Genomic DNA, 22,162 nt, shown 5'->3' on the forward strand with positions numbered 1-22,162 from the left:
AGAGGGCGATACGATCATGACCACCGCGACGCTGCTCGACGGCAAGGCCGCGGCAGCCGAGATCAAGGCCGAACTCGCCGCCCGCATCCAGGCGTTGACGGCACGGGGCGTCACCCCGGGCCTGGGCACCATCCTCGTCGGCGACGACCCGGCCAGCCACTCCTACGTCGGCGGCAAGCACCGCGACTGCGCCCAGGTCGGCATCGCGTCGATCCGGGTGGAGCTGTCCGCCACCGCCTCCCAGGCCGACGTCGAGGCCGCCGTGGTCCGGCTCAACACGGACCCGGCCTGCACCGGCTTCATCGTCCAGCTGCCGCTGCCGGCCCACATCGACACCCACGCCGTACTGGAGCTCATCGATCCCGCCAAGGACGCCGACGGGCTGCACCCGGCGAACCTCGGGCGCCTCGTGCTCGGCATTCCCGGGCCGCTGCCCTGCACACCCCGCGGCATCATCGACCTGCTCCGCCGCAACCAGGTGGCCATCACCGGCCGAAAGTTCTGCGTCATCGGCTGCGGCATCACGGTGGGCCGTCCGCTGGGCCTGATGCTGACCCGAAGCACCGAACACGCCACGGTCACCCTGTGCCACGAGGCCACCGAGGACACCGCGGCCCACGCCCGGGTCGCCGACGTGGTCGTGGCCGCGGCCGGCGTGGCCCACCTCGTGGGGCCCGACTGGATCAAACCGGGCGCCACGGTCCTGTCCGTGGGCATCACCCGGACCGTGGAGGGCATCCTCGGGGACGTCCACCCGGACGTCGGGCAGGTCGCCGGCTCCCTGGCCCCGCCGGTGGGCGGGGTGGGGCCGATGACCCGGGCCATGCTGCTGACCAACATCGTCGAAGCCGCCGAGCGCGGCCGGCCCTAACCGGGGAAAGCTGCGGGGCCGAGCCTGTCCGGACTCGGCCCCGCAGCCGTGTGCGCGCCGGCGGGAAGGCACCGCTGGCGCCGGGGCCGGGCAGGCAGTACGCGCGCGTGCTCGCCGTCCGCCCCGGCCCGCAGGGCCCGGCGAGCCGTACGCACGATCACAGGCGGCCGGCATAGAAGGTGTAGCGCTCCAGCGGTTCTCCCTCGTGACCCCACGGCCAGGGCGTCACCAGGCCGTCGATCGTGGCGGACACGGGGCGGGCGTCACCCGTGCGGCCGGCGCGCACCAGGCGGGAGGCAAGCAGCCCAAGGCTGGCGACGGCGGCGGCCTGGCGCAGGTGCCCAGGGCTCAGCCAAGGCGGCCGGCGCGCCTGATCCACCCATCGCGCGACGTGCTGTGGTGTCCAGTGGCAGTGGCGGCTCGTCCCCAGCGCCCGGACTCCTCCGCCGTCCAAGTCGCGGTGGTCCTGCGGCACGGCGGCCGTGGACGGCAGGCATACCGCCGCAGCGTCCGGTGGCATGACGTCGGCGACGTCGGCGCCGACGTCCCGCAACCCGCTCTGGCCGTGATCCAGGGGGCCGCCGAGGGCGACGTTGACGACCATGGTGTTCTCGGCGGACCGCCAGCAGCGGCAGGCCCGAGTCGATGGCCTGGCGGGCGGCCCTCGATGTCGAAGTCGTCCTGGAGGTCATCGACGTCGTAGACGCTACTCGTGAGGGCCGATCGCGCCGTCGCGGTGCGGGGCGAAGTCTCCGCCGTCGGCCAGCAGGACGCCGTCGAAGCGAGCCAGACGCCCGGCCACGTCCTTGCAGGCGGGGTGGATGCTCGCCGGTTCGACGGCGTGGGGTGCAGGAAACTGCCGCCGGTCTCGGCCGGCGAACGGCCGCCGCCGAGGCGCAGGCGGGCGCCCTAACCGAGAGTCGCACCCCTCTCGGTCGCCGGGTCGAGCGGCTCCCCGACGACCGGTTCCCGGGCCCGCGCACGATCGCATCGGTGACCCGTTCGGCGATGGAGGAGTTCGCCAGCAGCCGGGAAGACGATGCTGGGAGACTTGCCGCCGATATCGAGCCAGACCCACTTGAGGTGGCGTCAGCGGCGCGGCGCAGGAAGTGACGGCCCACGGCGGTCGAGCCGGTGGAGGCGAGGACGTCGGCATCGGGGTGGAGACCGAGGGCGCGCCCGCCGACGAAGCCCTTGGCGCCCACCATGTTGAGCACACCCGGCGGCAGGCCGAACCGGTGGCGAGCCGGCCGAGCAGCAGGGCGGAGTGCGGCGAGTTCTCCGACGGCTTCCGTACGACCGACCGTGCAGCCCGCCGCGTGTGCCGGAGCCACCGCCCAACCGGCACGGTCGGCGTCAGGGGGAAGTTCCACGGCACCACCGCGCCCACGACACCGGCCCGCTCCCGGGTGACCCGCGCCAGGGCGTCGGGGGCGGTGTGGGGCGAGGCGTCGGTGAGCGTGTCGGCCAGCTGCCCGTACCGGCGGAAGGTGCTGATGGCGGCGCGCAGCTCGATTCCCGTACGCGTCCGTGACGGGCTTGCCCGTCTCCGGGCTGACCATCAGTGTCAGTTCCTCGCGGTGCTCTTCGAGCAGCTCGGCGATGTGCAGCAGGATCCGGCCGCGGTCGGCCGTGCGAGGCGGGGCCAGGGGCCGCGGTCGAAGGCCCGGCGGGCGGCGGCCACGGCCACGTCTGCCTCTTCCTCCTGCCGCACGTATCCCCGTGCTCAGGTGGATCCTCCGTGGGCGGGTGGGGACCAGAGCCGGACGTGGCCGGCCCCGGTCCCCGGGGGGGAGCGGGAGGCAGCCGCACCTCACACTGCGGGAAGCAGCGTCCTCAGACCTGGTTGGTCGCCCGGTCACGCGTCATGCGGGCGGCGGCGACGCCGAGGACCAGGACCGCCGGGACGGCGAGTTCGAGCCAGCTCGCCGTGGTCGGGTCGCCGCCGATGAGGGTCGTGAAGTTGGCCAGGATGAGCCAGATCGCACCGGCGATGCCGAGCGCGCCCAGGATGGGGGCGACCAGAGTGTTCCAGGGACGGGTGTCCAGCCGCTCGCGCCGGAAGAACACCACCACCGACACGGAGGTCAGCAGGTACAGGAGCATGATCGCCAGCACGGACACCCCACTGAACCACGAGAAGAGGGTCAGCACCGGGTCCTTGCCCAGCAGCGCGAAGGGCATGACGAGCAGCAGGGAGATGACGGTCTGGACGCTGCCCGCCACCCACGGGGAGTGACGCCGGTTGATCGCGGTCAGCCCCTGGGGCAGCAGGCCGTCGCGGCCGAGGGAGAAGAGGTAGCGGTTGGCGGAGTTGTGGAAGGCGAGGACGCCGGCGAAGAGGGAGGTCGCCAGGAGGATCGGCAGGACGTCGCCCACCCAGGCGCCGAACTGCGCGGTGATCGGTGCGAAGACCCATGCCGTGGCGTCACCGTTCGCCAGCGCCTTGCCTGCCTCGGCGGTGGCGCGGGAGGCGCCGTGGGCGGAGACCAGCATCCATGAGGTGAAGGCGAAGAAGCCGGTGATCACGACGACGGAGAGGTATGTGGCCCGGGGCACTGTCCTGCGGGGCTCGCGCGCCTCCTCGCCGTAGATGGCGGTGGCCTCGAAGCCGAACATAGACGCCACGGCGAACATGAGCGCGACGCCGGGAGCGCCCTGGAGCGCGGCGTGGGGCGAGAAGCTGTCGGTGAAGCCCAGTCCTTCGGGGCCACCGCCCTTGAACAGGGTGACCAGGGCGAAGACGAGCAGGATGCTGAATTCCGCCAGGACGAACACGGCCAGCACCTTCGCGCCCATCTCGATGCCGGCCGCGCCGAGGACCTGGACGATCGCCATGGTGACCAGACTCCAGACCCACCACGGGGCGTTCAGGCCGGTGTGCTGCTCCACCAGGGCGCTGACGATCGATCCGTAGAGCCCGTACATGGCCGCCTGGACCGCGCAGTAGGCGAAGAGCGCGACACCGGCGCTGCCGGACCCGGTCGGGCGGCCGAGCCCCTTGCCGATGTACGTGTAGAAGGCGCCGGCGTCCACGACATGGCGTCCCATGGCGACGAAGCCCACGGAGAACAGCAGGATGACGATGCCGGCCCCGGCATAGGCGGCGGGCGTACCCGCGCCGTTGCCGATGGCCACGGCGATGGGCACGGCCCCGGCGATGCCGGTCAGGGGCGCCTGCGCGGAGAGGACGAAGAAGAGGATGCCGAGGACACCGAGAGAGTTGGGCTTGAGTCGGCCAGCGGTGGGTTCGTCCTGCACGGTCTGGTTTCTCTGGACCGTTTGACTGTCCACGCGGATCACCTGCCTGGAGGAGAGGGGGAACGAGAGTGGTTTTAAGCCAAACGAGTTGCCTCATAGTGAGGCGGAACTATCCACATGACAAGGGGCTGGGCGATGTTCTCACGCTTCGGCGGCGCGACGGGTTGTCGGTGACCTGCCGATGCCCGCCTACTCGTGGACGGTGATGGCCTGCAGCGGGCAGACGTCCGCGGCTTCCCGCACGGCCGGCGCGCGGTCAGCGCAGCCGGATCGGCAGGTGGGCGATGCTGCGCAGGAACTCGGTGTGGGTGAAGGCGGGCTCACCGGCGAGTTCGATCGCGCTGAAGCGGTTGACCAGCGCGGTGAAGACGACGTCGGCCTGTGCGCGGGCGAGCACCTGTCCCGCGCAGCCGTGCTGGCCGGCGCCGAAGGCCAGGTGCCGGCTCGCGGCGTCCGGCCGACCGGGGTCGAATCGCTCCGGGTCGGGGAAGGCTTCCGGGTCGCGGTTGGCGGAGCCGATGAGCAGGACGAGGACCTCGCCGGCGGGCACGATCGTGTCACCGATGACCGTTTCCTGGGTGGTGAGGCGCGAGACCATCTGCTCGGGGGTCTCGATGCGCAGCACCTCGTTGATGAAGCCGGGCCGGATGTCCGGCCGGTCGCGGTAGATCCCGATGTACTCGGGGTGTTCGGCCATGTGCCGGATGCCCTGCACGATGAGGTGCTTGATGTCCAGGTGACCGACGGCGAAGAAGAGCAGGACCGAGAAGACGACCTCGTTCTCGGTCATGTTCCCCGCGTCCTGCTCGGCGAGGAAGTGGTCGATCAGTCCGCTGCCAGGGTGGGCGCGCTTGTGGGCGATGAGGGCGCGGTTGTGCCGCTCGTACCACTCGAAGGCCTCACCGGTGACCCGCCAGTCGTCTTCGTCGGACCCGGGCCCGAGGCTGACGCCGATGTCGTAGGTGGCCTTCTGGATCTCCAGCATCTTCGTGGGCTCGACACCGAAGATGTGACAGATGGTTTCGAAGGTGGAGCGCAGGGCGAGGTCGTCCACCGCGTCGAGCGTGCCGCCCGCCTCGACCGCCTTGTCGAGTACGGCGTCCACGGAGGCCTGCATCACCTTGGACCACTCCTCGACCGCCTTGGGCGTGAACCAGCGGTTGGTGATGCGGCGCAGCCGGGTGTGGTCGGGGGCGTCCTGGCCGAGCACCGTGTCGTGCAGCGGATCGGCCACGCCGAAATCGAGCTTGCGGACGCTGAGGGTGGGATTGCGGATCAGCTTCGCGACGTCCTCGTAGCGGGACACCACGTACACGCCGGCCGGATGCCGGTAGACGGGCGCCTCCGCGCGGAGCCGGGCGTAGTACGGGGCGGGGTCCGCCCGGTAGCCGGGGTCGCGGAACGGAAGCAGCTCGGGTGCGGGAGCCTCGATGGTCATGGGGATCTCCTAGGGATGCATGGCGGCCGCGGGCGGTCCCTGCCATGCAGGCGAGAATTATCCATCTGGAAAGCTGCGTCAATGCTTCCGGTGGCCGTAACCGACTCTTTACTCGTACGGAATCAAACGGGATCGTGGCGCCGGACAGCGAAAGGCTCCGGACGCGGAACGTCCGGAGCCTTGGAACAAGCAGGTCACAGGGGTGGTCAGCCGTCCTCGGCGCTACGGTCGCCGACCGTGTCACCGTCTGCGTCGAGGAGCCTCAGCAAGGAGCGCAGCTCGTCCAGTGCGGCATCCGTGGCCTCGGGCTCACCGAGGACGAGCTGGTGCAGTACGAGGCCGTCGAGCGCGGCGAAGACCAGCCGGGTCAGTGCCGTGTCCGCGCCGGCGGGCAGCATGCGGGTCAGTTCGCGCCGGGTGGCGTCGAAGTACTCGTCGTACAACGCGCGGATCTGGGGCAGCAGCTCCGGGCGGCGGCGCGATTCCAGCAGCAGCTCGTACTGGAACGCCTGGATGTCCGGGTCCGCCGTGACCATCTGCGACAGCCCCGCGGAGAAGTCCGCGACCCTGCCGGTGCCCGGTTCGAGCGCACTGGTGCTCAGCGAGGTGCGGATGGTGTGGGCGAGGGTCTCCTCGATCAGCGCGTCGCGCGACCCGAAGTGGTGTACCACGAGACCGTGGGTGACCCCGGCCTCCTCCGCGACGGCCCGGTAGGTGAGCCTGCGCAGGCCGCCCCGCGCCACCACACGGACGGCGGCGTGCAGCAGCGCTTCCCGGCCCTCGCCGTAGTGCAGGCGCTTGCGGGCGGGCCGGCTCCGGGGGGCGTCGGCGGACTCGGTCATGCGGGCGACCCTACCCGGGCGGGCGGCCGCACCGGACGCCTCGGTCGGCAGGCCCGGTGCGGCGCCGTTCACGGGCGTCGGTCAGCGCCTGGGCGGGCGGATGCCGCGGAACTCCCAGTCACCGCCGAGCGCGGTGGACAGGACCTCCTCCGACTCGGTGGGCTGTGCGCCGACGTCGGTACGGACCGGGGTCGGGCCGGTCACGATGTGGTTCGTCAGTCGGCCGAGCCCCTCCACCTCCACCTCCACCACGTCCCCCGGCTGGACCGGCCGGGAGTTGGCGGGGGTGCCGGACAGCAGGACGTCGCCCGGGTAGAGGGTGATGGTGCGCGCGATGTCGGCGACGAGATAGTGCATGTCCCACTTCATCTCGTCCGTGGAACCGTCCTGCACCACCTGCCCGTTGACGTAGGTCCGCAGCCGCTTGCCGTGGAAGTCCCAGTCGGTGACCAGGCCCGGGCCGAGCGGGCACAGCGTGTCCGCCCCCTTCACGCGCAGCATGGAACCGGCGTCGGTGTCGCGGAAGTCGTGCAGGCCGTAGTCGTTGGCGATCGTGTAGCCGGCGATGTACTCGCCCGCCTCGGCCGGGGAGACGTTCCGGGCGGTCTTCCCGATGACGATGGCGACCTCGCCCTCGTAGTTGAGCCACTTGCAGCCCTCGGGGCGCACGATCGCGCCGTGGTGGGAGTTGAGGGCGGAGGTCGGCTTGTGGAAGTACGTGGGCGTGTCGGGCAGGTCGATCCGGAACTCGTCGACACGGCTGCGGTGGTTGAGGTGGACGGCGATCACCTTGGAGGGGACGACCGGCGGCAGGTGCCGGGCGTCCTCGGTCTTGACGCGGCGGCCGTCCCCGGCGACGAGTTCGTCCCCGTCGACGGTGACCTGGACGACCGCGCCGTCGAGGAGGATGCGGCGGTACTCGGGCATGGCAGAACTCCTAGATGCGGCTGTGCGGGGTGCGTGGGGACTGCGGGAGACCGGCGCCGGTCCAGCCGTCGGCGGGCCGGTCGAACCAGAGGTGGACCTGGCCCGTGCCGATCGAGTTCTCGTACTCGCCGTACTGGCGGGCCCGGGCGACACAGGCCTGCTCACCGAGGGCGCCGGCCATCATCAGGTAGTGGAAGAACTTCGCCTCCGGCCTGTACTTCCAGAACTCGTCCATGGTGTCGAGGACCTTGTCGTGCCGGCCCTCCTTGAACCAGCCGATGCGCTCGTGGTCAGCCGCGCGTGCCTGCGGGGTGAAGATGTGCGCCGGGTCGCTGGATTCGTGGTCGCGCAGCTCACGCAGCGGCCAGAAGGTGTGCGACAGGGCCCCGGAGGCGATCAGCAGCACGCGCCGCCCCGGAGTGGCGGCGATCCCGTCGGCCAGGGCGCGGCCCAGGCGCAGATGGTCCTCCATGTCCCCGGTCTGGCAGACCCCGATGGTCACCCACCGTTTGTCCGGCAGCCCCTCGCCGAGGAACTTCCAGAGGTTGATGGTGGCGTAGTAGATCGGCAGGTAGTCGTCCTCGATCGCGGTGATCCAGGTGCCGTGCTTGTCGGCGAACCTCTCGATGTTCCGGGCGAGTTCGGGGTCGCCCGGGAAGTCGTACGGCATCCGGCACATGCCGCGCGGCAGTTCCTCGGAGGTGAACAGGCCGGCCCTGCGCGCTTGCGCGGTGACGACGAACTCGACCGTCGTGGCCCAGTGGGAGTCCAGCACGACGACGGTGTCGTAGTCGTCGCGTTCGAAGACGTCCCTGCGCAGCTGCCGCAGGCCGGTGACGAGGGTGATCTCCCTGCCCTCGTTGAGCTCCAGCCGGTCGGCCTCGGGCAGCACGATGGTGGGGACATGGGCGAGGAGCCCCGCCCCGACGATCTCACCCATGGTCGCGGCTCCATCCGGTCGGTGCGGTGACGGTGTTCTTCAGGTCGCAGTAGAAGTCGAAGCTCCAGGTCCCGCCCTCCCGGCCGACGCCGGAGTGCCGGGAGCCGCCGAAGGGCGCCCGCAGGTCGCGTACGAAGAAGCAGTTGACCCATACCGTGCCCGCGACGAGCCGGGTGGTGACGCGGTCGGCGCGCTCGCGCGAGCCGGTGGCCACCGTGGCGGCCAGCCCGAAGCGGGTGTCGTTGGCCAGCCGGACCGCCTCGTCCTCGTCGGCGAAGGTCTGCAGGGTCAGGACCGGTCCGAAGACCTCCTCCTGGACGATCTCGCTGTCCTGGGCGACAGCGGTGAGCAGGGTCGGCGCGTAGTACTGGCCGTCCTTCCCGTGCCCGCCGATGACCGCGCGGGCCCCGGCCGCCAGAGCCCGCTGCACGAAGCCGTCGATCTTCTCCAACTGCCGGGGGTGGATGTTGGGGCCGATGTCGGTGGCTTCGTCGCGCGGGTCGCCCTGGCTGAGCTGCCCGGCCTTCTCGACGAAGCGGCGGGTGAACTCCTCGGCGATCGACTCCTCGACCAGGATCCGGGTGGCGGCCAGGCACACCTGCCCGGCGTTGTCGTACTGCTCCACGGCGAGGTCCACGGCGAGGTCCAGATCGGCGTCGGCGAACACCAGCAGGGGTGATTTGCCGCCGAGTTCGAGACTGAGCGGGGTGAGGTTGGCGGCGGCCGAGGCGGTGATCCGCTTGGCCGTCGGGACCGAGCCGGTGAAGCTGATCCGGCGCACGTCGGGGTGCGAGGTGAGGGCGTCGCCGATCTCCGAGCCGTAGCCCTGGACGACGTTGAGCACCCCGGCGGGCAGCCCGGCTTCGGCGGCGATGTCGGCGAGCAGCGAGGCGGTCAGCGGGGTCCACTCGGCGGGCTTGAGGACGACCGTGTTGCCCGCCGCGAGAGCCGGGGCGACCTTCCAGGTGGCCAGCATCAGCGGCGCGTTCCACGGCGTGATCAGCACCGAGGGGCCGGCCGGGTCCCAGCTGACGTGGTTGGTGTGCCCGCGCGTCTCGAAGTCCTCGTGCTCCAGCGTCAGCAGCCAGTCCGCGAAGAAGCGGAAGTTGTGGGCGACGCGGGGCATGACGCCCCGGCGGTGGGAGCGGAGCAGGGCGCCGTTGTCGCAGGTCTCGACGATGGCGAGCTCTTCCAGGCGCTTGTCCACGCCGTCGGCGACGGCATGCAGGATACGGGCGCGTTCGGCGCGGGGGGTGGCGGCCCAGGCGGGGAAGGCGGCCTTCGCCGCGGCCACCGCGGCCGCTGCCTCGGTCGCGGTGCCCCGGGAGATCTCACCGAGGACGCTTCCGTCGATCGGCGAGAGATCGGTGAAGGTGTCGGTGGAGGCGACGCGCTCGCCGCCGATCCAGTGCCGGGTGTCGACGGCGACCCCGGCCACCGTGAGGGTGTGCTCGGTCATGTCCGGTCTCCAAAAGTCCTGTGGTGGGTGCGGGGTCACTCGGCGCCGGACGTGCCGGACTCCAGCAGCCGGCCGCCGTCCCAGACGACGCCGACCTGCCGGTAGTAGGCGGCGATCGGCTCGCCGATCTCCAGCCGGGCCAGCTCCTCCGTCGGTGCCTCGAACAGCTCCAGCTCCGCGTCGCCGCGCCACGCCTGCCCGCCCTCGAAGGAGGCGGCACCGGACTCGATCAGCTCGTCCAGCGCCAGCCCCTTGCCCTTCTCGATGGAGGGCAGCCAGCGGTGGTGGGCCATGGGGTGGCCGTTGACGAAGCCGTTGGTCTCGGACGGCTCCCGCAGGGTGACCACGGCCTGGGCCAGACGCCGGTCGGCGGCGGCGAGGGTCGCCCCGAAGCGGGCGCCGGCCTCGATGCGCGGGGCGGGCCCGTACGGATGCGGACGGGTCTGGTGGATCGAGCCGAGCTTCTTCGGGTAACCCTGGTGCAGTCCGCGCGCGATCGCGAAGTCCTTGTCGACCCAGATGTACACGCAGCGGGTGTAGGTCTGGCCCCGGTACGTGCAGCGCACGACCGCGAACGCCTCCTTGTACTGGGCGAGCACCGGGTCCAGCAGCTCCTGACCGGAAGCCGAGCAGGACTGCCAGTCGGCCCAGATCAAAGCGACCGCGCCCGGGTCCTCGTCGGCCAGGTCCAGCGGCTCGGGCAGCAGTTCACGCACCCGCGCGGGATCCGTGCGGTACTCGACAGTGAGCAGGTCGCCGGAGTAGCGCCACGGCGGGGACGGGATCAGCGAGGAGGCGCCGCTCGCCGTCTTGGGGTGGAAGTAACCACGGAGAGGGGACATGAAGGGGTTCCTTACGCGGTGAGGGCGGGCTGCTTGAGCAACTGGGCGCGATAGCGGGCGGCGCCCGTCGCGGCGGCCTGGCCGCCGAGCGCGACGACGCCGACGAGCCGGTCCGCGGCGTGGTATCCGACCAGGACGTCACCGTCGGGGTCGCCGTCCAGGATCCGTACGTCGTCCTTGCCCAGGACGGGCGCGCCGAAGGACTGCAGCCGGAAGTCGTGCTGGTCGCTCCAGAACGTCGGCAGCGGGGCGAAGGGCGCCGGCTCCCCCTCCGCGCCGGTGAGATGGGCGACGAGGGCCTTCGCGGCATGCCTGGCTGTGTCGGTGGGGATCGACCAGTGCTCGACGCGCCGGGGTACGCCGTCGTAGCGGGCGTTGGGGAAGCGGGCGACGTCGCCGACCGCGACGACCTCCGGCCGCCCCCCGACCCGCAGCTGCCCGCAGGTGAGGACGCCGTCGGACAGGTCGAGGCCGTTGCCCTCCAGCCACTCGGTGTTGGCGACCGAGCCGACCGACTCCACGACCACGTCGGCGGGCAGCACACTGCCGTCGCTCAGCACGACGCCGGTGACCCGGTCCTCGCCCTCGAAACCGGATACTCCGGTGCCGAGCGTGAAGCGCACCCCGCGCTCCTCGTGCCGCTTCAGCAGCGCGCGGCCGAGCAGTTCGCCGAGCGGCCCGGCCATGGGCAGGGGGAGCGGATCGACGACGGTCACCTCGCGGACGCCCAGGCCCACGGCGGTGGCGGCGACCTCGCAGCCGATGAACCCGGCGCCGACCACGACCACGCGGGCATCAGGGCGGGTCAGCTCGTCGCGCAGGCCCTGGGCGTCGGCGAGGGTGCGGACGGTGTGGCGGCCGGTGAGCGGGCCGGGGCAGCGCAGGCGCCGGGGCCGCATTCCGGTGGCGATGACCAGTCCGTCGTACGAGAGCGCCGAGCCGTCGTCGAGTGCGACGACACTCCGGTCGAGGTCGGCCGCGACGACCCTCGTGCCCAGCCGCCACTCCACGTCGGCGGCGGCTGCCTTCGGCGTGAAGGCCAGCGACTCGAAGGGGGCCTTGCCGGCCAGCACCTCCTTGGACAGCGGGGGCCGGTTGTAGGGCATGTGGGGCTCGTCGCCGATGACCGTGATCGTCCCGGTCCAGCCCGCCGCGCGCAGGTGTTCGGCGGCGCGCAGGCCGCCCATCGAGGCGCCGGCGACGACGACACGTCCGGTCGTGGGTGCGGTCATGGCGGTCATCCCTCGATCCGGATGGCCTGCAGCGGACACACGTCGGCTGCCTCTTCGACCTCGTCGCGCAGCGCGTCATCGGGGTCGGACACGTACACCAGGTGTCCGTCGTCGTCCATCGAGAAGACGTCGGGGGCGGCGAAGACGCACTGGCCGTGGTCCTGGCACTTGTTCATGTCGACGACGACCTTCATGGCGGTCCTCCTGAGGGGTGAGGGCGTCGGAGCAGAGAAGCCGAGAGAAAGAGAGGGGCCCGGCCCGGGTGCGGCCGGGCCCCTCGGCCAAAGGGGGCGAAATCCAGCGGATGCCGCACCCCTCACTCGTTTGGCTTCAAACAAGATAGGAAGCCGCCCGCCCCTGGTCAATACCTGTCCAGATGGATAACTTTTCCCCATCAGCCCCTTGCGGGCTCGCAACCCTCTCCATATCGTTCGGGATCAAACGACCAGCCGGGACCGCTTCTCCCCCGCCCCGGCCTCCCTCCGCACCCCTCCCCTGTGCCCGGGCACAGGGAGTCCCTTCCTTCCGCCAAGGAGACACCGGTGAGCGCATCCGACACCTCAGACATCCGCCGGCACATGGAGCGGCTCGCCGCCGCGGGCGTCGACGTGGTCCGGGTGGTCTACCCCGACCTGATCGGCACGGACCGCGCCCGCGAGGTGCTGCTGGACCATCTGCCGTCGGCCTGCGAGCACGGCCTGGCCTTCTGCCGCGCCGTCTACCACACCACCCCGCAGGGCGACGTCGTCCCGGTCGCCGGCGGTCTGGACGCCGGTCTGCCGGACGTGACCGTACGCCCCGACCTGTCCACCCTGGCCGTGCTGCCCTGGGAGCCGGGTGTCGCCGCCTGCCTCGGCGAGGTCGCCGACCCGGCGACCGGCGCCCCGGCCCCCGAGTCCCCCCGCGACCTGCTGCGCACCGTCCTGGTCCGCTGCGCCGAGCAGGGACTGCGCCCCGTCGTCGGCCCCGAGCTGGAGTACTTCCTGCTGGAGGCCGCCCCCGGCTCGCCCACCGGCTGGCGCCGCTCACCGGAGACCACCGGCGCCGTCTACACCGCGGGCCTGCGCGCCGACCCCGACAACCACCTGCTGCGCACCCTGCGCGCGCTGCGCGACCTGGGGCTGGGTGTCGTCACCGGCAACCACGAGTTCGACGGCGGCCAGTACGAGATCAATCTGACCCACTCCGCCGCCCTCGACGCCGCCGACCGCGCCTTCCGCTTCAAGGCGGCCGTCAAGGAACTGGCCCGCAAGGAGGGCAACCTCGCCACCTTCATGGCCAAGCCCTTCGGCGACGCGGGCGGCTCCGGTTTCCACCTCCACCTGTCGTGCAACGACGCCGCCGGTCAGAACGCCTTCGACGACCCGGCGGGCTCGTACGGCCTGTCCGCCACGGCCCGGCACGCCATCGCGGGCATACTCGCCCACGCGCCCGCGCTGGCAGCCCTGGCCAACCCGACCGTGAACTCGTACAAGCGCTTCGGCCCGGACACCCTCGCGCCCTGGCTGATCGACTGGGGGCTCGACAACCGCAGCGCCATGGTCCGCGTCCCGCCGGAGCGCGGCTCCGGGGCGCGGCTGGAGCTGCGGCTGGGCGACGCGAGCGCCAACCCGTACCTGCTGATCGCCGGCACGATCGCGGCCGCTTCGCTCGGCGTCCGGGCCGGCGAGGAACCGCCCGCCCCGCTTCAGGGCTACGGCTACGACACCTCCCGTGCCGCCCTGCTGCCCCAGAGTCTGCCGGCCGCGCTCGACGCGCTGGAGTCGGACACCGCCCTGACCGACCTGCTCGGCAAGGACTTCACCACGTCCTTCCTCACCTACAAGCGGGACGAGACCGAACGCTTCGGGCGGCACGTCACCGACTGGGAGTTCACCGAGTACGCCTACCACCTGTAAGCCCGCCCCCGAAACCCTCGCCCGGAACCTCCCCGAAGGAACCGCCCCATGACCAGCCCCACCGTTCCCGCTGTCCCCACCACCCGGGCCGAGCTGCGCGCAGCCCTCGACGAGCCCCTGCCGCTCGACCGGGTGGACCTCGCCGACCTCGACAACTTCGCCGACGGCATCACCCCGTGGCGCATGTTCCACACCCTGCGCCACCAGGACCCGGTCCACTGGCAGCCCGAAGAGGCCCCCAACTCCGGCTTCTGGTCGGTGACCCGCCACGCCGACATCGCCACCGTCGACCGCGACCCGGAGACCTTCACCTCCACGAGGTTCGTCAACCTCGAAGAACTCGACGACGACCAGATCAAGAAGCGCGCCTCCATCCTGGAGATGGACGGCGTCCGCCACCGCGCCCTGCGCAGCGTGATCCAGCGGCAGTTCGGCGCGGGCGTCATCAACAGCTACAGCGACTTCCTGCGCGGCCTGACCGCCAGGACGCTCGACGCGGCCCTCGCCAAGGGCACCTTCGACTTCGTCACCGACGTCTCCGCCGACTTCCCCATCAACGTCCTGGCCCGGCTCCTCGACGTCCCGCCGCAGGACAACCAGCAGCTCATCGACTGGGGAAACCGCATCATCGGCAACACCGACCCCGACTACGCGGACGTCCTGCTGCACAGCGCGGAGAGCGAGCAGTACCGCGACCTGCCCTTCCGCTCCCCCGCCTCGATCGAAGTCTTCGAGTACGGCAGGGAGCTGGCGCGGCAGCGGCGCGGCGGCGACGGGACGGACCTGGTCTCGAAGCTGGTCAACACCACGCCGCGCGACGGCGTCCCGCTCTCGGCCCAGGACTTCGACAACTACTTCCTGCTCCTGGTGGTGGCGGGCAACGAGACGACCCGCCACACCATCTCCCACTCCATGCTCGCCCTGCTGCAGCACCCCGAGCAGCTGGCGAAGCTGAAGGACGACCCGTCCCTGATCCCCACGGCGGTCGAGGAGTTCCTGCGCTGGGCCTCCCCCGTCTACCACTTCCGCCGCACCGCCACCCGCGACGTGGACCTCGGCGGCAAGCGGATCAAGGAGGGCGACAAGGTCGTCATGTGGTACGCCTCCGGCAACCGCGACGAGGCAGTCTTCGCCGACCCCTACGACTTCGACGTGACCCGGCAGAACAACGACCACGTCACCTTCGGCAAGGGCAGCCCCCACCTGTGCCTGGGCAACCTCCTCGCCCGCACCGAGATCCGCATCATGTTCGAGGAGCTCATCCCGCGCATCGCCGACATCAAGCTCGCCGGCGACGTCCCCCGCGTCCGCTCCAACTTCGTCAACGGCATCAAGAAGCTGCCGGTCGAGGTCACCCTCGCCTGAGCGCCGGGTCCAAGCCGTCCGGACGGCTGCGGCCGCCCGGGCGCCCCGGCCGCCACGAGCGCCCCGGCCGCCACGAGCGCCACGAGCGCCACGAGTGCCACGAGTGCCACGAGTGCCACGATGCCCCCTGCCCACATGCGGCTCGTCCTGAGCGGGAAGACACCTGCCCGCAGGCGTGCTCGTCCTGAGCGAGAACCGGACCATGACCGCAGGCCGCGCGGATTTACGGGTCTGCCGGCGCCGCAGCGGGCGGCGTGATGGGCAACCCCCGCGACTACGCCCCGCCCGGCAGGACGGGCACCGTCAGCGTGGCCGACCTGGGCCCTGGCCTGCGTCGGTTCACGGACGGAAGCGGGCGGTGGCCCCGGCCCGGTGGCCGGGACGGGGCCACCGCCCGTGCTTGCGGCTGTCAGCCTGCCCGCCGTGCCGCGGCCTGCTGTTCCGTGCCGGTCCTGCCGGCCTCGGCCGTTTCGCCGGCCCCGGCTGTCTCGCCCGCACGCGCCTGGGTCTCCTGCCGGGTCCAGCCGCCGGTCACGACGTAGGTGGCCCCGCCGACGGCGAGGGCGACCGGCCATTCGAGCGCACCGGCGATGGCCAGTGCCCCCAGTCCGCCGTAGAAGACCAGATCCCTGCCCCGGAAGGCGGGCAGCCGTGACGCCATCCCCGCCGCCCTGGCCTTGAGATCGCCAGGGGTCGTGCCCCGTTCGGAGGTCTGAGTCGCGCCGGAGTTCATCGGAGCTGCGCTGGAGGCCATACGAATCACTCGGATCATATGAATTGCGACGAATGCTTCCTTTCAAGTCTGCCGCTTGCCGGGCTTTGGCGGTAGCGCGAGCGCGGTGAAGCGAGCGGGCCGGTGCGGCGGTGACGCGGCCGGCACAGGCGCGGCCCGGCTCGGCTTCCGCGCCGCACCACCGGGCGGCAACCCGGTCAGCGCAGCCGCCGCGGGGCGCGCGGGACGATACGGAGCAAACCGCCCATACTGGATGCAGCCGTGTGTCCTTCGGGGCGCTGGCCACGACCCCCGTCGGCCGATGGTGGAGGCCATGTGATCCGGCCAGCGCGTTCCCCGTCCGTACTCACCCGGCTGCTGCCGCCCGCTTCCGCTCTGTTCGGTTCGGTCCGCTCCGCCGCGCGGTGGCTGGCCTCGGCGCCGGCGGCCCTGCCGGCCGTAGGGCCGTTGCAGGGGCCGGACGCGCCCCGGCTCTGGCGGACGCCCGGCGGTGTGCAGATCCAGGTCCTGCGCCTGGGACGGCCCGGAACGGCGAGCGCGGCCCGTGAGCTGGAGAGCACGCTGCGGGGGATGCCGGGGGTCTACCGCGCCGAGGTGAACGGCGCGCTGGGCTGTGTGTACGTCGGTTGCGGGCCCGAGGCGGATCTGGAGCGCGTCGTCGCCCTGGTCGGCGCGGCGGACGCCGTCGCACCGCAGGCGGGACCCGGCGACGGGGGCGAGCCGGGTGCCGGCGCGCAGCGGGCACGGCGTCCGGCCGGTTTCCCCGGCGCGGTGGGGCAGGGCATCGAGGCGGCCGTGCACCTCGGCGCGGGCCTGGCGGCGGTCGGGGTGGCGTCGGTCGGCAACGTACTGCGGCTGCGTGGCCTCCCTCCGGTGGTGATGTCGGCGGTGCAGCTTGCCGAGGCCGTGCCCCGGCTGCGCGAGGGGCTCGCCGGCCGGCTCGGCGACAAGGCCGCGGAGCGGCTCTGGGCCGCGACGAACCTGCTGCTGACGACACTGACGTTCCGGCCTGTCGGCGCCGCCGCGACGACCGCGCTGGCCGTCGCCCGGTACACCGAGGTGCAGGCCCGGCGCAGGGCCTGGGGGGACTGGGCACGCAGGCTCGCCGCGCACGAGGGCGTCTACCGCCACGACGCGGTGCCGGCGCAGGAGCGGCCGGCCGCGTTGCCGTCCGCGCCGAGCGAGCGGTACGCCAATGCGGCGGTACCGGCCGCCCTCGCCGCATACGGCCTCACCGCGATCGGCACGCTCAGCCATGACCGGGGGCTGGGGCTGCTCACCGCCGGGACACCGAGAGGCCCCCGCTTCGGCCGGGAGTCGTTCGCCTGCTCCGTGGCGCGGACGGTCTCGGAGCGTGGGGCGCTGGTACTGCGCCCGGAAGCACTGCGCCGCCTCGACCGGATCGACACGGTCGTCCTTGACGCCCGGGTGCTGGCCACCGGCGGATGGACGGTCGAGAGCCTGGTGCGTCTGGAGCCGCCCGGCGGGCCGCCGGGCAGCGGGGAAGCCGGACCGGACGGCGCGCACCGCCCAGGCGCCGCCGGGGACGGCCCGGGTGAGGACGAGATCCACGCGTGGATCCTCGAGCTGATCGAGCCCGGCGGCCCGCCGGGCCGGCGGCACCGGCGGCACCGGCACGGCAGCGGCCATGCCCGGCCGCTGCGGCGCAAGGGCTGGGAGCTGCGGCCGTACACCGGCGCCGACGACGTTCCCGGCGGCGGCGCGGTGTCCGAGGAGACCGCCGCGCGGGCGGCGCGCTGGGCCGAGGAGGGGGCGCAGGTCCTGCTCGTCCTGCGGGACGGCAGGCCGCTCGCCGTGGCCGGCCTGGTCCCTCAACTGCACGCTCTCGCCCAACACTTGGTGCGCGCCGCGGGCGAGTGCGGCCAGGTGCGGCTGGCCGGCGGTCCGGTGGGGCTGCACCGCCGGTTCGGCCTTCCCGAGGCCGTTCCCACCGGCCACCGCCGCACTGCCGCGCTGGTCCGCTCCCTCCAGTCGCAGGGCCACGGTGTGGCCGTCGTGTCGGCGCGGACCCGGCGCGCCCTGGTGCGCGCGGATCTGGGGATCGGAGTGGTCACCGGTCCGCGGCACATCCCCTGGGAGGCGGATGTCGCCGCCCAGCCCGACGTCGTCCCTGTGCTGCTGGCCGCCCTGCCCGAGGCCCGGCGGGTGAACGTGCTGTCCACCCGCGTCGAGAGCGCCGGCGCGCTCGCGGGCTCGGCCCTCGCCCTGCTCGGGCCCCGCTCCGGGGCCTGGGCGCGGGCCCGCGCGGTGACCGACGCGGTGACCGTCGCCGGGCTCACGACGGGCTTGTGGGCGGGCTGGCGGCTGCGACGCCGCCCGGCTCCGGCGGCCGTCGAGCGCACGCCCTGGCACGCCATGACGGTACGTCAGGTCATGGCGCGGCTCGGTACCTCCTCCCGTGGGCTGGACGAGGCCGAGGCCGCCCGGCGCCGACATGCCGAGGGCCTGGACCGGCATGCCGGCGCCCTCACACTGCTCGGCAGGTTCGCGGAGGAGATGGCCAACCCGCTCACGCCCGTCCTGGCCGTCGGCGGCGGCATCTCGGCGGCTCTCGGCTCCGTCGTGGACGCCGTGCTCATCGGCGGGGCCCTGGGGGTGGACGCGCTGGTCGGCGGGGTGCAGCGGCAGCGCGCCGACCAGGCGACCGAGCGGCTCGTCGAGGCGACCTCGGTGCGCGTACGGGTGCGCCGCGGGAGCCGGGCCGAGACGGTGCAAACAGCCGCCGAGCACCTGGTGCGCGGCGATGTGATCGAGCTGCGCTCCGGTGACGCGGTCCCGGCCGACTGCCGGGTGGTCCAGGCGCAGGGCGTGGAGGCGGACGAGTCCAGCCTCACCGGCGAGTCGCTGCCGGTCGCCAAGTCCGCAGCGCCGTGCGCGGCGCGCGCGGTCACGGACCGGACTTCCATGCTCTACCAGGGCACGACGGTCGCGGCCGGTCATGTGCTCGCCGTGGTGGTCGCCACGGGGACCGCCACCGAGGCGGGCGGAGCGGCGGAGGCGGTCCCCCCGGACGAACTGCCGCAGAGCGGTGCGCAGCAGCGGCTGAAGGCGCTGGGCCACTGGTTCCTGCCGTTGTCCGTCGGGTCCGGTGCCGCCCTCTTCGCCCTCGACCTGCTGCGCAGGCGGCCGCTGGGCGCAGCCCTGGGCTCCGCGGTCAGCCTGTGCGTGGCGGCTGTGCCCGAGGGGCTGCCGTTCGTCGCCACCGTCGCCGAACTGGCCGCGGCCCGTCGGCTGTCCACCCGCGACACCCTCGTGCGCAGCGCCTCCACCATCGAGGCACTGGGCCGTACCGACGTGCTGTGCTTCGACAAGACCGGCACCCTCACCGAGGGCCGGATCAGCCTCCAGCAGGTCTGCGACGGGCAAGAGAGCAGTCCCCCGGACCGGCTCTCCCCGGCGCTGCGGCGGATCGTCGCCACGGCGGCCCTGGCCGGTCCCTCCGGGCCCGCCGCGTCGCTCGCCCACCCCACCGACCGCGCCATCGCCACCGGGGCGGAACTGCTCGGGGAGGCTCCCGCCCGGGCCGCCGGGCTGGGCACGGACAGGTGGGAGCGGCTGGTGGAGCTGCCGTTCGAGCCGGCGCGCGGCTACCACCTGGTACTGGGGCGGTCGGACTCCCAGGCACGGATCGTCGTCAAGGGCGCGCCCGAGGTCGTCCTGGCCCGCTGCGACCGGATCCGCCGGGACGCCACCGACACGCCCTTCGACGACCAGCACAGGGCGGAGATCGAGGCACAGGTCGACCGGCTGGCCCGGCAGGGTCTGCGGGTCCTCGCGGTCGCCGAGCGGGTACTACCCCCCGGCACCCTGCCGGACGACGCCGCGCTCACGGACGTCAGCGACGAGAGCCTCGACGGACTGTGTCTGCTGGGCCTGCTGGGGCTCGCGGACCCGGTACGGGCCACCGCGGCCGACAGCGTGAACCGGCTCGCCGCCGCCGGGGTCCGGATCGTCATGGTCACCGGGGACCACCCCAGCACCGCCGCCGCCATCGCCAGAGAACTGCGGCCCGGCGAGGAACCGCAGCTGATGACGGGCGCGGAACTGGACTCCCTGGACGATGCCGCGCTGGTACGGATCCTGCCGGACATCACCGTGTTCGCCCGGGTGACCCCGGCGCACAAGGTCCGCATCGTCACCGCACTGCGCTCGGCCGGCCGTGTCGTGGCCGTCACCGGCGACGGCGCCAACGACGCACCCGCCATCCGGATCGCGGACGTGGGCATCGCCCTCGGCTCCAGAGCCACCCCGGCAGCCCGCTCCGCCGCCGACATGGTGGTCACCGACGACCGCATCGAGACCATCGTCGACGCCATCGTCGAAGGCCGCGCCATGTGGGCGTCCGTCCGCAAGGCCCTCGGAATCCTCCTCGGCGGCAACCTCGGAGAGATCGCCTTCACCCTGGCCAGCAGCCTGCTCACCGGGCGCAGCGCACTCAACGCACGCCAGCTCCTCCTGGTCAACCTCCTCACGGACATGCTGCCCGCCCTGGCCATCGCCGCCCGGCCGCCGGCCGACCACACGACGAAACTCCTCGCGGAAGGACCCGAGGCCTCCCTCGGCACCGCCCTCACCCGCCACATCCGGCTGCGGGCCGCCGTCACCACGGCAGCGGCCGCCGTCGCCTGGGCGATCGCCCGGGCGACCGGCACCCGAAGACGGGCCGACACCGTCGCGCTGGTCGCCCTCGTGACATCCCAGCTGCTCCAGACGCTGCAGGACGCAGGCCGCGACCCCGTCGTCACAGCCGCCGTCGCGGGCTCCCTGGCCGTGCTCGGCGTGGTGGTCACCGTGCCAGGGCTCAGCCACTTCTTCGGCAGCCGCCCTCTGGGGCCCGCGGGCTGGACGATCGCGCTGGCATCGGCGGCAGGCTCCGTTGTGGCGCCCGCCATGGTCCGGCGCGCGGCGGGTCCCTCCGCCCGCCCGGGACGGCCACCGCGACGGGCACCGAAACGGGCACCGGGACGGCCCACCGAGCGTCCCGCCCCGGCAAAGGAAAGGGCAAGTTCACCTGCTGTTCACACGGATGCCACCTCCCGGTGACCGGGAGACCGGACAAAGGAGCGGTTCCCGGCACGACACACACGAAAGGCGGCCGAGCGATGCCGCAGATCCTGACCACGATCCTGACCAAGGCGGCCGCCGCCCTGATCGAGGCCGCCCTGATCCGCCTGTCCCTGCACCTGTGGAAGACGTTCGCGGGCACCGGCCGCCCGGTCACCGCTCACGCGTGATCCGTCACGGGACGTCAATCTTTCCCTTTTTTAGGGAATGGGGTGTTCTGTCGCCGTCCACGGTCGGAGGCTGGAAGGGAACACCCCTTCCCCGCACGCTCCCAGCACCGGGAGGACGGACATGACAGCCTCGCACACCCAGCCAGAAACCCCCCACGAACAACCGACAGCCCAGGGTGCGACGGCCCGGACAGAAACAGGCACGGCGCAGACACCACCGACACCCGAGGCCTCGGCAGAGCACCCGCATGAGGCCGCGCAGCGCCGCAACGAGCCGGCCGGCGGCAAAGTGGTGCACCTGCATACCGCGCACCCCACGGTGCCCATCCCCTACGTGACCCCCGGCGACATATTCACCAACGCCCGCACGGCCGCGTCCCTGCTGCCCGCGCCCCGCAAACTCGCCTACTACACCGTCCTCGGCGCCATGACCGTGGCCGGCGCCCTGGAATGGCCGGTCGCCGTCGCCGTCGGCGCCGCCACCGAAGTGATCACCCGCGAGCAGGGCACCCGCAGGCGCGCCCGGCAGGCGGAGGAGACACGCCGGCAGGCCGGCCCCGAGCCCTCCGCCAGGACAGAAGCCGCCCAGCGGGAGACCACGACAGTGTGAGCGACGAGTCCGCGCGGACCCCCGCCGAGCTCGGCGCGGCTCCGGAAGGGACGCCGACCCCCGGAAGGGACGCCGCCCCCTGGCGTCAGGCCTCCTCCAGAGCATCACCGAACTCGCGGAGCACCCGACTGTGCTGATTGTGGGCGAGCTGGTGCCCGATCGCCAGGACCAGCGCTACCGGCCACTCGACGATCTCCAGGGCCGCCAGAACGCCCACACCGGCCAGAAAGGCGAGCTGATCCACCGGAAGCAGCTCAACACGGACACCGAGCACATCCACGGCGACAGCGCCCCGCTTCACCGCCCGCTCGGCCGCCGCACGGCCATTCCTCGCATCACCCGATTGCGCGGCACCGGGCCCAACGTGACCGACATCCCGGGGAGCAACGCTCGCTGCGCTCATTTCGCCCTCATCCCTTCCCGATCCGCCTCACGGTTCCCCCTCCCTCCACCATAGGCAGGGCCCGAGACCAGCGGCGTACCGAACGG

The 22,162-nt window shown here is 72.6% G+C and carries 18 protein-coding genes and 1 pseudogene; 6 read left to right on the forward strand and 13 right to left on the reverse strand.

What is annotated here, in order from left to right; genetic code table 11:
- Positions 1-16: 16 nt before the first annotated feature.
- Entirely contained in the window at positions 17-871 is an 855-nt protein-coding gene (locus AQJ58_RS22500; RefSeq protein WP_067252796.1) for a bifunctional methylenetetrahydrofolate dehydrogenase/methenyltetrahydrofolate cyclohydrolase, read from the forward strand.
- Positions 872-1,028: 157 nt separating this feature from the next.
- Here the strand turns inward: AQJ58_RS22500 and AQJ58_RS45685 are convergent, their stop codons facing one another.
- The 11 genes and pseudogenes from AQJ58_RS45685 to AQJ58_RS22555 form a co-directional block, all read right to left on the reverse strand.
- Complete coding sequence (locus tag AQJ58_RS45685; protein WP_067252797.1) at positions 1,029-1,475, reverse strand: hypothetical protein; 447 nt, start codon at positions 1,473-1,475, stop codon at positions 1,029-1,031.
- 544 nt (positions 1,476-2,019) lie between these two features.
- Positions 2,020-2,387, reverse strand: a pseudogene (locus tag AQJ58_RS45960) (aldehyde dehydrogenase family protein); the annotation flags it as partial.
- A gap of 320 nt (positions 2,388-2,707) precedes the next feature.
- Positions 2,708-4,165 carry an APC family permease gene (locus tag AQJ58_RS22515; protein ID WP_067252799.1) on the reverse strand — a complete coding sequence of 486 codons (1,458 nt, stop codon included), beginning with the start codon at positions 4,163-4,165 and terminating at the stop codon, positions 2,708-2,710.
- Positions 4,166-4,388: 223 nt separating this feature from the next.
- Positions 4,389-5,570, reverse strand: a complete 1,182-nt coding sequence (locus AQJ58_RS22520; protein WP_067252801.1) for a cytochrome P450 — start codon at positions 5,568-5,570, stop codon at positions 4,389-4,391.
- Positions 5,571-5,776: 206 nt separating this feature from the next.
- Positions 5,777-6,412 carry a TetR/AcrR family transcriptional regulator gene (locus tag AQJ58_RS22525; protein WP_067253387.1) on the reverse strand — a complete coding sequence of 212 codons (636 nt, stop codon included), beginning with the start codon at positions 6,410-6,412 and terminating at the stop codon, positions 5,777-5,779.
- Between the two features lie 81 nt (positions 6,413-6,493).
- The gene (locus tag AQJ58_RS22530) at positions 6,494-7,339 is read right to left on the reverse strand and encodes a fumarylacetoacetate hydrolase family protein (protein ID WP_067252803.1); all 846 of its coding nucleotides are present in this window, start codon (positions 7,337-7,339) and stop codon (positions 6,494-6,496) included.
- 10 nt (positions 7,340-7,349) lie between these two features.
- Positions 7,350-8,279, reverse strand: a complete 930-nt coding sequence (locus tag AQJ58_RS22535; protein WP_067252805.1) for a 3,4-dihydroxyphenylacetate 2,3-dioxygenase — start codon at positions 8,277-8,279, stop codon at positions 7,350-7,352.
- Complete coding sequence (locus tag AQJ58_RS22540) at positions 8,272-9,738, reverse strand: aldehyde dehydrogenase (RefSeq protein WP_067252807.1); 1,467 nt, start codon at positions 9,736-9,738, stop codon at positions 8,272-8,274. The genes AQJ58_RS22535 and AQJ58_RS22540 overlap by 8 nt, the downstream gene beginning before the upstream one ends.
- A gap of 35 nt (positions 9,739-9,773) precedes the next feature.
- Positions 9,774-10,580, reverse strand: coding sequence for an acetoacetate decarboxylase family protein (locus AQJ58_RS22545; protein ID WP_067252809.1), 807 nt, complete (start codon positions 10,578-10,580; stop codon positions 9,774-9,776).
- Positions 10,581-10,591: 11 nt separating this feature from the next.
- Entirely contained in the window at positions 10,592-11,812 is a 1,221-nt protein-coding gene (locus tag AQJ58_RS22550) for an NAD(P)/FAD-dependent oxidoreductase (RefSeq protein WP_067253389.1), read from the reverse strand.
- Between the two features lie 5 nt (positions 11,813-11,817).
- Positions 11,818-12,006, reverse strand: a complete 189-nt coding sequence (locus AQJ58_RS22555; RefSeq protein ID WP_067252810.1) for a ferredoxin — start codon at positions 12,004-12,006, stop codon at positions 11,818-11,820.
- Positions 12,007-12,354: 348 nt separating this feature from the next.
- On the opposite strand from AQJ58_RS22555, the gene AQJ58_RS22560 reads away from it, so the two are divergent.
- The gene (locus tag AQJ58_RS22560) at positions 12,355-13,710 is read left to right on the forward strand and encodes a glutamine synthetase family protein (protein WP_067252812.1); all 1,356 of its coding nucleotides are present in this window, start codon (positions 12,355-12,357) and stop codon (positions 13,708-13,710) included.
- A 48-nt stretch (positions 13,711-13,758) separates the two neighbouring features.
- Complete coding sequence (locus tag AQJ58_RS22565) at positions 13,759-15,075, forward strand: cytochrome P450 (RefSeq protein ID WP_067252813.1); 1,317 nt, start codon at positions 13,759-13,761, stop codon at positions 15,073-15,075.
- A gap of 409 nt (positions 15,076-15,484) precedes the next feature.
- On the opposite strand, the gene AQJ58_RS22570 is transcribed toward AQJ58_RS22565, so the two are convergent.
- Positions 15,485-15,829 carry a hypothetical protein gene (locus tag AQJ58_RS22570; RefSeq protein ID WP_159056294.1) on the reverse strand — a complete coding sequence of 115 codons (345 nt, stop codon included), beginning with the start codon at positions 15,827-15,829 and terminating at the stop codon, positions 15,485-15,487.
- A gap of 294 nt (positions 15,830-16,123) precedes the next feature.
- Here AQJ58_RS22570 and AQJ58_RS22575 point away from each other — a divergent pair, with 294 nt between their 5' ends.
- From AQJ58_RS22575 to AQJ58_RS44610, 3 genes are all read left to right on the forward strand, one after another.
- The gene (locus tag AQJ58_RS22575) at positions 16,124-20,872 is read left to right on the forward strand and encodes a cation-translocating P-type ATPase (protein ID WP_067252817.1); all 4,749 of its coding nucleotides are present in this window, start codon (positions 16,124-16,126) and stop codon (positions 20,870-20,872) included.
- A gap of 59 nt (positions 20,873-20,931) precedes the next feature.
- Complete coding sequence (locus AQJ58_RS45425) at positions 20,932-21,063, forward strand: hypothetical protein (protein ID WP_267892083.1); 132 nt, start codon at positions 20,932-20,934, stop codon at positions 21,061-21,063.
- Between the two features lie 319 nt (positions 21,064-21,382).
- Positions 21,383-21,673 carry a hypothetical protein gene (locus AQJ58_RS44610; RefSeq protein WP_234360234.1) on the forward strand — a complete coding sequence of 97 codons (291 nt, stop codon included), beginning with the start codon at positions 21,383-21,385 and terminating at the stop codon, positions 21,671-21,673.
- Positions 21,674-21,758: 85 nt separating this feature from the next.
- Here AQJ58_RS44610 and AQJ58_RS22585 read toward each other — a convergent pair whose 3' ends face one another.
- Positions 21,759-22,076, reverse strand: coding sequence for a hypothetical protein (locus tag AQJ58_RS22585; RefSeq protein WP_199844652.1), 318 nt, complete (start codon positions 22,074-22,076; stop codon positions 21,759-21,761).
- Between the last annotated feature and the right edge of the window lie 86 nt (positions 22,077-22,162).

Source organism: Streptomyces sp. DSM 15324 (assembly GCF_001514285.1).
GTDB lineage: Bacteria > Actinomycetota > Actinomycetes > Streptomycetales > Streptomycetaceae > Streptomyces.

Coding starts and splice junctions, on each gene's coding strand:
- AQJ58_RS22500 (WP_067252796.1), top strand. CDS start 17: ATGACCACCGCGACGCTGCTCGACGGCAAGGCCGCGGCAGCCGAGATC.
- AQJ58_RS45685 (WP_067252797.1), bottom strand. CDS start 1,475: ATGGTCGTCAACGTCGCCCTCGGCGGCCCCCTGGATCACGGCCAGAGC.
- AQJ58_RS22520 (WP_067252801.1), bottom strand. CDS start 5,570: ATGACCATCGAGGCTCCCGCACCCGAGCTGCTTCCGTTCCGCGACCCC.
- AQJ58_RS22525 (WP_067253387.1), bottom strand. CDS start 6,412: ATGACCGAGTCCGCCGACGCCCCCCGGAGCCGGCCCGCCCGCAAGCGC.
- AQJ58_RS22530 (WP_067252803.1), bottom strand. CDS start 7,339: ATGCCCGAGTACCGCCGCATCCTCCTCGACGGCGCGGTCGTCCAGGTC.
- AQJ58_RS22535 (WP_067252805.1), bottom strand. CDS start 8,279: ATGGGTGAGATCGTCGGGGCGGGGCTCCTCGCCCATGTCCCCACCATC.
- AQJ58_RS22540 (WP_067252807.1), bottom strand. CDS start 9,738: ATGACCGAGCACACCCTCACGGTGGCCGGGGTCGCCGTCGACACCCGG.
- AQJ58_RS22545 (WP_067252809.1), bottom strand. CDS start 10,580: ATGTCCCCTCTCCGTGGTTACTTCCACCCCAAGACGGCGAGCGGCGCC.
- AQJ58_RS22550 (WP_067253389.1), bottom strand. CDS start 11,812: ATGACCGCACCCACGACCGGACGTGTCGTCGTCGCCGGCGCCTCGATG.
- AQJ58_RS22555 (WP_067252810.1), bottom strand. CDS start 12,006: ATGAAGGTCGTCGTCGACATGAACAAGTGCCAGGACCACGGCCAGTGC.
- AQJ58_RS22565 (WP_067252813.1), top strand. CDS start 13,759: ATGACCAGCCCCACCGTTCCCGCTGTCCCCACCACCCGGGCCGAGCTG.
- AQJ58_RS22570 (WP_159056294.1), bottom strand. CDS start 15,829: ATGGCCTCCAGCGCAGCTCCGATGAACTCCGGCGCGACTCAGACCTCC.
- AQJ58_RS45425 (WP_267892083.1), top strand. CDS start 20,932: ATGCCGCAGATCCTGACCACGATCCTGACCAAGGCGGCCGCCGCCCTG.
- AQJ58_RS22585 (WP_199844652.1), bottom strand. CDS start 22,076: ATGAGCGCAGCGAGCGTTGCTCCCCGGGATGTCGGTCACGTTGGGCCC.